The following is a 13,030-nucleotide window of genomic DNA, read 5'->3' as shown; positions in this document are numbered from 1 at the left end:
AAAAACCAAAAACAAACACCGGCAAAGCGCCGGTGTTTTTTTATCTATCCCGCTTAATTCGTCTGCGGGGTTTCAGGCGGCGGCGCCGTGTCCGGCACGGCGGCCGGGTCGGTTGGCGTTTCGGTATCCATGTCCAGTGTCTTGACGGCGCCCATGTCGATGAACTCGTCGTACAGCCATTCGCCATCGACCAGGCTGAGGCCAGCCGGCACGGCGCGCGTCTGCTCGGGGCGCGTGGCCAGGGCCGTATGCATGTAGTCGAGCCAGATGGGCAGGGCCAGGGTGGCGCCGAATTCGCGTCCACCGAGCGATTTCGGATCATCGTAGCCCATCCACGCCACCGCCACGATGCCGCCGCTGTAGCCGGCGAACCAGCCATCGACGGCGTCGCTGGTGGTACCGGTCTTGCCGGCGATATCGTTGCGCCCCAGTTTCTTGGTGACGATGGAACCTGTACCCGTGCGCGTTACTTCGCGCAGCATGCTGTCCATCACGTAGGCATTGCGTGGATCCAGGGCCAGGGTTTTATCGTCGTTCGGCGCTGGCGGCTTGGTCTGCAGCAGGACGGCGCCCTTGGCGTCGACGATGCGGTCGATCAGATATGGTTCGACCTGGTGGCCGCCGTTGGCAAACAGCGCGTAGGCGCCCGCCATCTGCACTGGCGTGACGGAGCCGGTACCGAGCGCCATGGTCAGGTTGTTCGGCTGGCGGGCCGGGTCGAAGCCGAATTTTTCGATGAACTCGTGCACATAGGGCACGCCCAGCGCGCGCAAAATACGCACCGAGGCCACGTTCTTCGACTGCGCCAGCGCGTAGCGCATGGTGATCGGGCCGTCGAACTTGAAGTCGTCATTCTGCGGCGCCCAGACCTTGCCGCCGGCTTGCATGGTCAAGGGCACGTCGTTGATCAGGGTGGCTGGCGAAAAGCCTTTTTCCAGCGCTGCCGAATACACGAAGGGCTTCATGGCCGAACCGGGCTGGCGCCAGGCTTGCGTCACGTGGTTGAACTTTTGCAGGTTGTAATCGAAGCCGCCGACCATCGCATGGTAGGCGCCTGTTTCGGCGTCGAGCGAGACGAAGGCGGCGGCCACCAGCGGCACTTGCGTGATGGCCCAGTTGTCCTTGCTGTCTTTCGACAGGCGGATCACCGCGCCCGGACGCAGCTTGATGCCGCTGCCTGCCTTGGAGGAGAGGGCGGCTGCAGCGAAGCGCAAGCCGTCGCCGGTGATGGTCTTGGGATCGCCATCGCCGGTGTCGGCCACCACCTTGCCGCTGGCGACGTCGGTGACGACAGCGGCGATCAGGCCGTCGCTGTCGGGACGCCGCTGCAGCGCCGCGTCGATGGCGTCGTCGCGGGTTTCCTGGTCGGCCGGCAGATCGATGAAGGTTTCCGGTCCACGGTAGCCGTGGCGCTGGTCGTAGGCGATCACGTTGCGGCGCGTCGATTCATAGGCGGCATCCTGGTCAGCCTTCAAAATCGTCGTGTAGACGCTGATGCCCTTGGTGTAGCTGTCTTCCTTGTATTTTGCGTACACGGACTGACGCGCCAGTTCGGCCACGTATTCGGCATGCGTGTCGAAACCCTGGCTGCCACGGCTGTTGATGCGCAGTGGCTGCGCCAGCGCCTGCTGATACTGGCCTTCGGTGATGTAATCGAGTTCGCGCATGCGTTTCAACACCAGCCGCTGGCGCGCATGTGCTTTTTTGGGATTGCTGATCGGATTATGGCGCGCCGGGTTTTGCGGCAGGCCGGCCAGCATGGCCATTTCCGCGATCGACAGGCTGTTCAAGGGCTTGCCAAAATACGTCTGCGCCGCGCTGGCGAAGCCGAACGAGCGCTGTCCCAGGTACATCTGGTTCATGTACAGCTCAAGGATCTGGTCTTTCGACAGCGCAGCCTCGATCTTCAGGGCCAGCATGATTTCATTGAGCTTGCGCGAGGCGACCTTGTCGCGCGTCAGGAAGAAATTGCGCGCCACCTGCATGGTGATGGTCGAACCGCCGCCATGGCCAAAACCGTGGCGCAGGTTGGACATGACGGCGCCGGCCGCGCGCACGAAGTCGATGCCATTGTGTTCATAGAAGCGGCTGTCCTCGATGGCCAGCAGCGCTTTTTTCATCATCTCGGGCACTTGCGCAATCGGCACGAAGTCGCGGTGTTCCTCGCCGAATTCGCCGATCAGTACATGGTCGGCCGTGTACACGCGCAGCGGTATCTTCGGCTGGTAATCGGTGATCACGTCGAGCGCAGGCAGGCGCGGTTTCACATACAGGAACAGATAGCCGGCCAGCAGGGCGCCGGCGGCCAGCGCGGCGCAAATGGCCAGGATGGCGCTGCGCACAAGGGCGCGGCGCGAAGGCCAGGGGAATCCGGATCGGGAAGCAGTCAAGACATTTCTCACGGTGGCGTGCAGCGCACGATGGCAGCGATTATAGACCAATGCCGTGAGCGTTCCCAGCTAGTTGCTAGCTTGTCAGCGCTATGGATCAGGGCTGTTAACTGGCTTCCTATGGGCTGCCAGGGGCGGCTGCGGCGCAAAAAACCTTTTCATCGAAACGCTCCTGTGCGATAGTCTCGGCTTCAAGAAAATAGCCCGGACACCAATCCGGGCTGTTTTGATTTATTAATACATAAGGAATATCCATGGCAAAAGATGCAACACCGAGTGTGGTGAAGCCATATATCCCGGCTGAGGCGCAGCTGCCGGAAATGACTTTCCGCGCCTTGGTCATGGGTGTCATCCTGGGAATGGTCTTCGGCGCTTCTTCGCTTTACCTGGTACTGAAGGTAGGCCTGACCGTCAGCGCATCGATCCCGGTTGCCGTGATTGCCATCACCCTGTTTGGACTGGCCAAGAAAGTGGGCGGCAAGGATTCGTCGATCCTTGAAAACAGCATCACGCAGACGGCCGGTTCGGCTGGCGAGTCGCTGGCCTTCGGTCTGGGCGTGACCATGCCCGCCATCCTGATCCTCGGCTTTGACCTGGAAATTTCGCGCGTCATGCTGGTCGGTATCCTGGGCGGCTTGCTGGGTATTTTGATGATGATCCCGATGCGCCGCACCATGATCGTGGACCAGCACAAGGAACTCAAATTCCCGGAAGGTACTGCGTGCGCCGAAGTGCTGAAGGCTGCCGCCACGGCAGATTCGCGCATCGCCGCTGGCGAAAGCATCGACCAGGAATCTGCTGCCGCCAAGGATGCCAAGAAACGCGCCAAGATCATCTTCGGCGGTTTTGCCGTGGGCCTGCTGTATAAGGTATTCAATATCTCGTTCAAGGGCTGGAAGGATACGCCGGGCGTGGAATTTGCCGCGCCGCTGAAGGGTGGCTCGATCGGCGCCGAGATTTCGCCAGAGCTCTTGGGCGTGGGTTACATCATTGGTCCACGCATCGCCGCCACCATGGCGGCCGGCGGCGTGCTGTCGTATCTGCTGCTGATCCCGATGATCAAGTTCTTCGGCGACAGCCTGACCACCGTGCTTTCGCCAGGCACCAAGTTGATCAGCGAAATGGGCGCCGACGACGTGCGCAGCGCCTATGTGCTGTATATCGGCGCGGGCGCCGTGGCTGCCGGCGGCTTGATTTCGCTGGTGCGCGCCATGCCCATGATCTGGCGCAGCCTGTCGGCCGGCCTGGCCGGCATGGGCAAGGGCAGCAAGGCCAATTCGACCTTGCGCACGGAGCAGGACATTCCGATGAAGTGGGTCGTCATCGGCTGCCTGGCCATCATCGCCGTGATCACCTTCGCCGCGCCGCTGCACATGAACCTGCTGGGCGCGCTGCTGATCCTGGTGTTCGGCTTCCTGTTTGCCACCGTCTCTTCGCGCCTGACCGGCGAAATCGGTTCCTCGTCGAATCCGATTTCCGGCATGGCCGTGGCCACCTTGCTGTTTACCTGTTTGATCTTCCTGATCATGGGCTGGACCGGTGGCCGCTACTACGTCACCGCTCTGTCGGTGGGCGCCATCGTGTGTATCGCCGCCAGCAATGCCGGCACCACCTCGCAAGACTTGAAAACCGGCTACCTGGTGGGTTCCACGCCGCGCCTGCAGCAGTACGCGATTTTGGCGGGCGCCTTGTCGTCGGCACTGATCCTGGGGCCGATTTTGCTGAAGCTGAACGAGGCGAGCACCGTCTACGTGCCGGCCGCGCAAGTGGCGCCTGGCTTGAGCGTGGATGCATCGAAACTGACAGTGACGGGCCAGTTGCAAGGCCCGCAGGCGGACACGGACCACAATACCTATAAGGTCTGGCAAAAAACCGATACCGTGGGCGGCCCTGCCGGCAAGTACTTCGTCAAGGACGATGGCCAGCTGGCTTACCTGGTCGATCCGGGCATCAACGGCCATTACAACAAGCGTCCTGACGGTTCGGAAGTGAAAAAGTACGATGCGCCGAAGGCGGTGCTGATGTCCTACATCATCAAGGGCATCCTCGACCAGCAACTGCCGTGGACCCTGGTGCTGTTTGGCGTGATGATCGCCGTGGTACTGGAAATGGCCGGCATTCCTTCGCTGGCGTTTTCGGTGGGCGTGTACCTGCCACTGTCATCGACCTTGCCGATCTTTGTCGGTGGCCTGGTGCGCTGGGTGGCGGATCGTCGCAACAACAAGCTGGAACACAATGCCAGGCTCAATGAAGAAGAGCGTCAACTGGCAGGCGACCGCAGCTCGGGCGTGCTGCTCGCTTCCGGCTATATCGCCGGTGGTGCGCTGGCCGGCATCATCATCGCGATTACGGCCGGCGTGCTGACGCACTTCGACCAGATGATGAATGACTGGGCCGAACACGGCAACCCGTTCTACGCGGGCCTGCATTCGGACGCACTGTCCTTGCTGCCGTATGCAGCCATTATCGTGCTGCTGTATGTTGTGTCGCGCGAGAAGAAGGCGGATAGCCCGCAGGCTTGATGTCAGGCCTGGCCTCATGAAAACCGCCCGGATCACACCGGGCGGTTTTTTTATGCGCTTATGTCCGGGGTGCCAGCGCCATGCGAAATGGGCCGCGCCGCCAGTTGCACCGGGCTGGCGTAAATCGTCACATGCTCGCCCGCCAGCCGGCGCAAATGATCCAAAAATCTCTGCGCCGGGATGCACCACGATGCCGCATCGCTTTCTTGTCCATGGATGCAGGCAGGCGGCGTCAAACTCGTCTTGAAAATAGTCGCGCAAGTGGCCGCGGCCTGGCTGGTCGATGCGGCGCTGTGCAAGCAGCGGATCGAGGGGGCGCACGGTCACTTCCCAGCGCTTGCCGTGATGGTCCAGGCAGGCTAGCAGCGCCGTGTTGTGTTCCCATACAGGTATGGGAAAAGCATCGCCCATGGCGTCTTCCAGCGCGTGGTAAAACGTCACCGGGCCCATGGCAATGCCCAGGCCCAGCACTTTTGCCTGCTCGCAGCCGATGAAGCGCTGCCAGGGCGAATGGCGTCCGATGCCGGCGCCAGCATCCATCGGCATCCTGGCTGTCGCGCAGCCAGCTGGCCGCGCGGTGCAGCGCACTCTCGTACGTGGCTCGGTATGCAGCCCCGCCTGCCGCCAGGCCAAGCAGGATATGGCCCGTATTGAAGATGACAGCCACGCGCGGCGTGGAATCGATCTTCCCGCCCTGGAAACCGCCATTGTCGAACTGGATAGCCAGGCACCAGTCGAGCATGCGGTGCGCGCGCATGCAGCGCCTCGTCGCCCGTGCGCTACGCAGGCGGTGCAGGCTTCGATGACGGCGATGGTGTCTGAAGGTGGCATATCAGGCTAATGTAGCGCTGGCAGGCCGGTGGACTGTTGACTTGCCGCAAGCGATGTCTGCCACTGACATCGCCGGCAAGACGCCTAGCCACCTTGTGCATCGTTGCCGCTGGAATTGACGCATAATGATGACTCACCATTGCCGACGAGGCCAGCCATGAATAGCATCACGCTAGAATATGCCGTCGTTACCGATCCCGACGCCTTCGTCGGCTTCAAATATTACGTCAAGGCGGGGCAGGCATTCAATGCCGATGACTTTGCCGATGCCTACAAATTGAACCGGCCCGACCTGGATCCAGGCAGCGTGCTGGCCACGCGCGAGGCGGCGGCAAAGCTGCAGCCAGGCGAGTGGCTGACGGTGTCGCACTCGGTTGTGGCCTAGCGCTTAATTTGTTTGTTTCATGTGGCCTGACTCGAGCAAGCCACCAAGGATATATGCATCTGATTTCTTCAAAATTTCCCGATATCTCTATTGTTCCAACGATAGTTGAGCATGCGTCCGCATTGGCACTGCTGGTGCAGAATAACCGCGAACACTTGCAAAATTATCTACCCGCCGTACTGCAACTGGCATCCCTCGATGATGCACGGGCCTATCTGCAGCGCGCCTCCGAGCGCGCCGCCAGTGGCGAAACACGGGAGTGGCATATCTTCGCCGGCACGGTCTTATGCGGCAGTATCCGCCTGAAAGAGATTGACGACGATGACCGCAAGGCGAAAATAGGTTATTACTTGGCGCAGCAGTTCCAGGGCAGGGGCATCGCCAGCGCGGCGGTAGCTGCCATATTAGACCATGCTTTTGGCGAGCTGAAATTGAACCGCATCGAATTGCAGTGCGCGGCCGGCAACCAGGCCAGCATTGCGCTGGCCGAACGGCTGGGATTCAGGCACGAAGGCGTGTTGCGGCAGGGAGAGCTGTTGAATGGCGTTTTTGTCGACCTGCATGTCTACGGTTTGCTGCACGCCGAATTCACATGAAGATAAATCAGCACGCGGTGTACCTGATTCCTAGCCCAGGATGTCGGCATGCGTGACGCCGTTTTCCAGGCTGCCGCTCACTTCAATCACATGGCCCCAGAACAGGTCGCCGTCGTGGTACAGGAAATCAAAGCCGCCACCGGCGTAGACGGTGACCGACAACAGTGTCATGCGCGCGGAAAAATCGGCGGCGGACAGCGGCTGCTCGTCTTCTTCCAGCCAAGTGCTGTTCTTCAGCTCCAGCAGCTTTCCAATGACGCCCGTGTGCAGCTTGTCTTGCCATGCCGTTTGGTCCTGCCACAGCGCATGCGCCACGGGCAGCACATGCTGCAGCGATGACGCATCGTCGAGCGAGCAATGCAGGTCGACCACCGTGTCTTGCCAGCTGGCCGTTCCTGCATAGCTGTTCATGGCGGGGACCATTACCAAGGTCCCGAAGCGCTCATCGATGTGGTCGATGTGTGAAGTATCCGTGTCTGTCATGCCTGTTTCCTGTTATGGGTGTGATTTAAATTCCAAATACCTTGAGAATGGCGTCGGTGGCGCCTTCAAACCAGCTGCCCACCTTGCCCGGCTGCTTGCCGTGGCGCGGGGTTTCTTCGTACAGGTAGACGCCGTCGCCGTCGAAGCGGTCGTTGAGCAGTGCCTGCTGGTTGCGCAGGTAGGGGATGAAGGTTTCGCTGCGCACGGTGGAGTACAGCACGTCTGTGGAAAAGCCCAGGGTGGCAGACTGGCTGATGGTCCGTCCCTGGCCGGCCCGCTCCAAACGCACGCCACGGCAGCCGCGCACGATCAGGGTGGCGGGGCCGCGAAAGACGATGAAGCGCAGTTGCAGGGTCAGCCAGGCATGCAGGCTGCCCAGGCGCCAGTGGCTGGAAATGGCCACTGGCTGATCTTGCCGCTGGATGATGCCGACCAGGCCGCGCGGCTGAAACACGAGGGTGGCGCCTGGCGGCAGTTCCAGTATGGCGATCTCGCTGAGCGGATCGTCGCTGGCCGAGATGGTGATGGAGGCTTCGCTCTTGCTGCGGATGCGCGTCAGCGCCACCATGCCAGAGGCCAGGCTGGTGAAGGGAAAGCGCCAGTCCAGCAGCCACTGCGTGTTTTTTTGCGTACTCACGGGTGACGATTGCAGGTAGTCGGGATGGATCAGCATTTCGTCGCCGGGCGTCAGTAGCCACGCTTGCGAGACGCCGGAAATGCGCGACTGGCCGTCCGGGCGCAAGGGCAGGCTGGCGCCCTCTACCTGTAATTCGCGGGCGATGGACAGCGGCTTGAAACGTGTAGCCAGGGGCGCCAGCATGAAGTAAAAACAGGCCTTGATGGCGACCGGCAGTAGGATGGCGGACAGCACCAGCAGGGCGGCCGTGGGCGCCACATCCTTGACGGGGCCGGACCAGCGGCCTATCCAGTTTTTCGCCTGCTGTACCTCGCCGTCGGCAATCGCTGCCTGCAAGGGCGCCAATGCGGCGCTCAGGGCTTTGTGATCGATGGCAAACGCACCGGGGTGGGGCGCATGGCTGGTACGTGCCTGTTGCGCCTGGTAAGCACGCCAGGCTTCCAGGTTGGTTTGGCGCAGGCGGACTTCTTCTGCTTCCAGCTGCGCCATACGTGTATTAGCGACACTGCCTGGCAGGCGGGCAGCCACGGGGTGGGCCGCTTCCAGCTGTTGTTGCTGCTGCAGATTGGCTTGCAGGGCAGCATAGACCAGCACGTGTTCGCCGTGCAGGCGGGCCAGGGTCAGGCGTCCATCTTCATCTTCGAACGCAGCCTGCAAGGCGCCCAGGTAGTGCGCTTCCTGGACCAGTACTGCGATCTCGATGCGGCGCGTGGCTTCTTCCTGGGCATGCCGGGCCAGCATGGCGGCGTCGGGCAAAGGGATAGTAAACAGCGATGGCTGCTGTTGATCGCGTAGCGCGCGTAATTGCACCTGTACTTCGGCCAGGCGGGCGGCAATCGCCGCTTGCGAGCTTTGTTGCAGGGCCTTGATGCGGATTGTGGCTGCCTGGCCAAGGGTTAAACCTTGCTCATCGGCCGTGGCGGAGGCCTGGCGCAAGGTAGCCACGGTCTTGCTGGTGGCGCTGTAAGCATGCCATTCGGCCAGCAGCAAGCGGCCGGCCAGCAGGATCACGATGAACAGCGCAAACTGCAGCGCATGGCGCAGCAGGAAGCGCAGTATGGTCGTCAGCAGCTGGCGCAAGGAGGTGTTACCTTAAGCTACCGCGCTATCGGCGTCGGCGCAGCATTTCTTGTACTTTTTGCCGCTGCCGCAATGGCAAGGATCGTTGCGGCCCGTTTTAGGTACTTCGCGCAGTACGGTGGCGCCTGAATGGCTTTGCTTCAGGTGGCGCTGGCGGGCCCAGGCTGCGTTGATGGCGATCACGGACGGCGTGACGCTATCCATGGCTTTTTCCGCCGCTTCGTCATCGAGTTCGCTGGCCGTGGCCAGGTGCTGGAACGGCGCCAGGTACTGCGGTTGGCTCACGCTCAGAGCTGCCCATTGCGGCTTGTCCAGGGTCGTGCCCACTAAAAAACCTGCGCACCAGGCAGGTACGCTCCATTCGGGGCCGCATTCGTAGATGGGCTCGAAACTGTCCGGGTCCTTGGCCAGCCATTCGACCATATAGGCATGGTGGCGCTGCGCCAGCGCGCTTGCGCGTTCGGTATCCTCGCCGGCTTCCGGCGCTGCCTTGCCGGCTGCCTTGTCCCAGGCCCAAGGCAACCATTGTGCGGGTGTGATCTGGTTCGGACTCAGGGCCACGGCGGTCAGAAAACCTTCCAGCATTGATACATCCATGGCGCGGCCAGCCAGGGCAGGCGCGGCCAGCAGGGTGTCGAGTTCGGCGTATTCGTCGTCGGAGAGAGGCGTGGTGGTGGAAATGCTGGACATGGGAATCTTTACTGTTGTTGGTGGAGCGGCCATCGGCCATGGCGGTATTGTAACGCCCGCCCGGCGAAAAACTGTACGCGCAATGAAAAACGGCGGCCCGCGGGCCGCCGTTTTATCTCAGCAAGGAGCTTACTTCACGCCGTGCATCAGTTTGTTGATCAGCGGTGCGATCAGGAACAGTACCACGCCGGCGCCCAGCAGGGACCAGAAGCCGAAGGTGTAGCCGGACAATGCCGATTGCACCGACATGCCGCTCTTGCCGCTGACGTAGCTGGCGAAGATGCCGGACAGGTTGTTGCCGATACCGGTGGACAGGAACCAGCCGCCCATACCCAGGCCAACCAGGCGCACTGGCGCCAGTTTGGTCACCATCGACAGGCCGATAGGCGACAGGCACAGCTCGCCTACCGATTGCAGCACGTAGACGGTTGCCAGGGTCCAGAACGGGATCTTGTTGTCGGCGCCAACCAGGCTCGACAGTGCAAAGATCAGCAAGCCGAAGGCCAATGCATTCCCCAGCAAGCCCAGGCCGAATTTGCGCGGGATCGAAGGATTGACGTTATGGCGCGCCAGGAACACCCAGATGGCGGCGATCACCGGTGCCAGGAAGATAATGGCCACCGAGTTGACGGTCTGGAAGTAGGCGGTCGGGAAGATCCAGAAACCCAGGTCGCGGTTGACGATGTTTTCAGCCAGGAAGGTGAACGAGCTGCCTGCCTGTTCAAAGAACATCCAGAACAGAATGTTGAAGGCAAAGATCAGCAGCATGGCGATGACTTTGTCACGTGCCACTTTACCATCGCGTACACCTTCGATCACCAGCATGACTGCCAGGATCAGGAACAGGGCGGTCAGGATGACTTGCAAGGTTTCAGCGCCGACGGTCAGCAGGAAGTACATCAGCGGGATCACGCACAGGCAGCCCAGGGCAACCCAGATCACGCGTTTGGAACCTTCTGCACCTGCTTCGGGTGCGCCTATGCCCTTCAGGGCGCGGCGGCCGATGAAGAACCATACCAGGCTGATCAGCATGCCGATGCCGGAAGCGATGAACACCATCTTGTAGGAAGGCATGGCGGTGGTGCCGAAGATCGATTCGGCCAGCCACTGGGTGATCACTGGTGCGACCAGGGCGCCCATGTTGATACCCATGTAAAAGATCGTGAAGCCACTGTCGCGGCGCTGGTCGGCGGCTGCATACAGCTTGCCGACCATGGTCGAGATGTTAGGCTTGAACATGCCGTTGCCGACGATCATCGTCGCCAGGCCCAGGTTGAACACATCCTGGTTCGGTACGGCGATGCAGAACAGGCCGGCAGCCATAAAGGTGGCGCCCAGCAAAATCGAGCGCTGGTAGCCGATGATACGGTCGGCGATATAGCCGCCGAACAGGGCGCCTGCATACACCAATGCGAGGAAGGAACCGTAGGTCAGGGTGGCCGCTGCCTCTCCTGAAGCATTGCCGCCGTGGAACTGGGCCACGATGTACAGTACCAGCGCCCAGCGAACTCCGTAGAACGCGAAGCGTTCCCAGAATTCAGTCATGAACAACATCCACAATGGGCCTGGATGGCCCATAATCTGCTTGAACTCGGGAATAACGGCTTCCTTGTTGGGCGTAGTCGCACCGCTCATGCGGTTCCTCCTGAAAATTATTATAGTGAATCGATAAAACAAACATATGGAATCGAGCCTGTACAGTGGGCTCTCTCGTGAAGCGCTGCAGGTACAGGAATTCCAATAGGGACGCATTCTAATCTACAAATTGCGCTAAGCGAAGATTTCCATTCGCATTAGCAAGAATGACTGTTTCATATTGGTTAAGCATCAGCCAGGCATCAGTCAAACCGGTTTGCATGATGTGAGCGGAAACAGCGATTTCCATGCCGCCAAGCACAAGCATGCCGACTTGTCGTATATTGGTGCTGCAACACATCCGAGGATCGATTTTTTAAGGGATTTTTCGCATTATGGAACACGACGTTATCGATACTCTGGTTTCTCCCGAGGGCCGCCTGGACGTGCTCTCCAAGACCGAAGTCAACAAATTACTCGACACCAGCCAGGGCGGCCTGTACAACACCTTCCGCCGCTGCGCACTGGCGGTACTCAATTGCGGCAGCACCGTCGATGACGGGCGGGCCTTGCTGGAACGCTATCAATCGTTCGACGTGTCCATCATCCAGCGCGAACGCGGCATCAAGCTCGACATCAAGGGCGCGCCCGCCATCGCCTTCGTTGATGGCAAAATGATCAAGGGCATCCATGAACACCTGTTTGCGGTGCTGCGCGACATTATCTTCGTCAGCGATGAAGTGACGGGCAACCCGAAATTCGACTTGCAAAGCACGGAAGGCGTGACCGACGCCGTGTTCCACATCTTGCGCAATGCGAATGTGCTGCAAACCCAGCTGAACCCGAACCTGGTGGTGTGCTGGGGTGGCCACTCGATCAACCGCGCCGAATACAATTATTCGAAAGAAGTGGGCTACCAGCTGGGCTTGCGCGGCCTCGACATCTGCACCGGTTGCGGCCCGGGCGCCATGAAAGGCCCGATGAAGGGCGCCACCATCGGCCACGCCAAGCAGCGCCTGCACAATGGCCGCTACCTGGGCATTACCGAGCCGGGCATCATCGCCGCCGAATCGCCGAACCCCATCGTCAATGACCTGGTCATCATGCCGGACATTGAAAAGCGCCTGGAAGCGTTCGTGCGCGCCGGCCACGGCATCGTGGTGTTCCCTGGCGGCGCCGGCACGGCCGAAGAGATCCTGTACATCCTGGGCATCTTGCTGCACCCGGATAATGCCGAGATTCCATTCCCGCTTATCTTCACGGGACCGGAAACCTCGCGCGACTATTTCGTGCAGATCAACCAGTTCATCAGCGACACCCTGGGCCCGGAAGCGCAGCAGCGTTACAAGATCATCATCGATGATCCGGAACTGGTGGCGCGCGAAATGCTGGAAGGGATCAAGCAGGTGCGCGAATTCCGCAAGGCCCACAGCGACGCCTATTATTTCAATTGGCTGCTGAAGATCGACCATGAATTCCAGAAGCCGTTCAAGCCCACGCATGAAAACATGCGCAACCTGAGCCTGCACAAGGACCAGGCCACGCACCTGCTGGCGGCCCAGCTGCGCCGCGCTTTCTCGGGCGTGGTCGCTGGCAACGTGAAAGACGACGGCATCCGCTCGATCGAAGAACACGGCAACTTTGAAATCCATGGCGACAAGGCCATCATGGGCCCGATGGACAAGCTGCTGGCGTCATTCGTGGCGCAGCACCGGATGAAGCTGGCTGGTACCGCTTATACGCCGTGCTATACAGTGATTCAGTAAAGTAACTGCCGGGGTCAGACCCGCCGGGTCTGACCCCAGATTTTGTCGTTGGGGTATAAAAAAGCCGCCAGATCG

10 protein-coding genes are annotated in these 13,030 nt (G+C 60.6%); 5 read left to right on the top strand and 5 right to left on the bottom strand.

Features of this window, described 5'->3' with window-relative positions; translation table 11 throughout:
- Positions 1–53 precede the first annotated feature (53 nt).
- The gene (locus HDE75_RS11985) at positions 54–2,390 is read right to left on the bottom strand and encodes a penicillin-binding protein 1A (protein ID WP_183677442.1); all 2,337 of its coding nucleotides are present in this window, start codon (positions 2,388–2,390) and stop codon (positions 54–56) included.
- A gap of 254 nt (positions 2,391–2,644) precedes the next feature.
- Here HDE75_RS11985 and HDE75_RS11980 point away from each other — a divergent pair, with 254 nt between their 5' ends.
- The 4 genes from HDE75_RS11980 (at position 2,645) to HDE75_RS11965 (ending at position 6,724) form a co-directional block, all read left to right on the top strand.
- Complete coding sequence (locus tag HDE75_RS11980; protein ID WP_183677443.1) at positions 2,645–4,912, top strand: OPT family oligopeptide transporter; 2,268 nt, start codon at positions 2,645–2,647, stop codon at positions 4,910–4,912.
- A 454-nt stretch (positions 4,913–5,366) separates the two neighbouring features.
- On the top strand, positions 5,367–5,753 hold the full coding sequence (locus tag HDE75_RS11975) for a hypothetical protein (protein WP_183677444.1): 387 nt from the start codon (positions 5,367–5,369) through the stop codon (positions 5,751–5,753).
- 147 nt (positions 5,754–5,900) lie between these two features.
- Positions 5,901–6,128 carry a hypothetical protein gene (locus HDE75_RS11970; RefSeq protein WP_183677445.1) on the top strand — a complete coding sequence of 76 codons (228 nt, stop codon included), beginning with the start codon at positions 5,901–5,903 and terminating at the stop codon, positions 6,126–6,128.
- A gap of 53 nt (positions 6,129–6,181) precedes the next feature.
- Complete coding sequence (locus tag HDE75_RS11965) at positions 6,182–6,724, top strand: GNAT family N-acetyltransferase (protein ID WP_260174131.1); 543 nt, start codon at positions 6,182–6,184, stop codon at positions 6,722–6,724.
- A gap of 30 nt (positions 6,725–6,754) precedes the next feature.
- Here HDE75_RS11965 and HDE75_RS11960 read toward each other — a convergent pair whose 3' ends face one another.
- The 4 genes from HDE75_RS11960 to HDE75_RS11945 all read right to left on the bottom strand — a co-directional run bounded on the left by HDE75_RS11960 (position 6,755) and on the right by HDE75_RS11945 (position 11,249).
- Entirely contained in the window at positions 6,755–7,207 is a 453-nt protein-coding gene (locus tag HDE75_RS11960) for a DUF2262 domain-containing protein (RefSeq protein ID WP_183677447.1), read from the bottom strand.
- Between the two features lie 25 nt (positions 7,208–7,232).
- Positions 7,233–8,924 (bottom strand): hypothetical protein, encoded by a 1,692-nt coding sequence (locus HDE75_RS11955; protein WP_183677448.1) that lies wholly within the window; start codon positions 8,922–8,924, stop codon positions 7,233–7,235.
- Positions 8,925–8,936: 12 nt separating this feature from the next.
- Positions 8,937–9,614, bottom strand: a complete 678-nt coding sequence (locus HDE75_RS11950; protein WP_183677449.1) for a UPF0149 family protein — start codon at positions 9,612–9,614, stop codon at positions 8,937–8,939.
- Between the two features lie 129 nt (positions 9,615–9,743).
- Positions 9,744–11,249, bottom strand: a complete 1,506-nt coding sequence (locus tag HDE75_RS11945) for a peptide MFS transporter (RefSeq protein ID WP_183677450.1) — start codon at positions 11,247–11,249, stop codon at positions 9,744–9,746.
- Positions 11,250–11,584: 335 nt separating this feature from the next.
- Between HDE75_RS11945 and ppnN the strand changes: the two genes are divergently transcribed.
- Positions 11,585–12,955, top strand: a complete 1,371-nt coding sequence (gene ppnN, locus HDE75_RS11940) for a nucleotide 5'-monophosphate nucleosidase PpnN (protein WP_183677451.1) — start codon at positions 11,585–11,587, stop codon at positions 12,953–12,955.
- Positions 12,956–13,030 lie beyond the last annotated feature (75 nt).

This window comes from Janthinobacterium silvisoli (assembly GCF_014200725.1).
GTDB lineage: Bacteria > Pseudomonadota > Gammaproteobacteria > Burkholderiales > Burkholderiaceae_D > Janthinobacterium.
Note: the sequence above shows the minus strand (reverse complement) of the source record. Positions and strands in the feature narration are given on the sequence as shown.

Excerpts from the sequence above, each read along its gene's own strand:
- HDE75_RS11980 (WP_183677443.1), top strand. The coding sequence starts at position 2,645 with ATGGCAAAAGATGCAACACCGAGTGTGGTGAAGCCATATATCCCGGCT.
- HDE75_RS11975 (WP_183677444.1), top strand. The coding sequence starts at position 5,367 with ATGCCCAGGCCCAGCACTTTTGCCTGCTCGCAGCCGATGAAGCGCTGC.
- HDE75_RS11970 (WP_183677445.1), top strand. The coding sequence starts at position 5,901 with ATGAATAGCATCACGCTAGAATATGCCGTCGTTACCGATCCCGACGCC.
- HDE75_RS11965 (WP_260174131.1), top strand. The coding sequence starts at position 6,182 with ATGCATCTGATTTCTTCAAAATTTCCCGATATCTCTATTGTTCCAACG.
- HDE75_RS11960 (WP_183677447.1), bottom strand. The coding sequence starts at position 7,207 with ATGACAGACACGGATACTTCACACATCGACCACATCGATGAGCGCTTC.
- HDE75_RS11950 (WP_183677449.1), bottom strand. The coding sequence starts at position 9,614 with ATGTCCAGCATTTCCACCACCACGCCTCTCTCCGACGACGAATACGCC.
- HDE75_RS11945 (WP_183677450.1), bottom strand. The coding sequence starts at position 11,249 with ATGAGCGGTGCGACTACGCCCAACAAGGAAGCCGTTATTCCCGAGTTC.
- ppnN (WP_183677451.1), top strand. The coding sequence starts at position 11,585 with ATGGAACACGACGTTATCGATACTCTGGTTTCTCCCGAGGGCCGCCTG.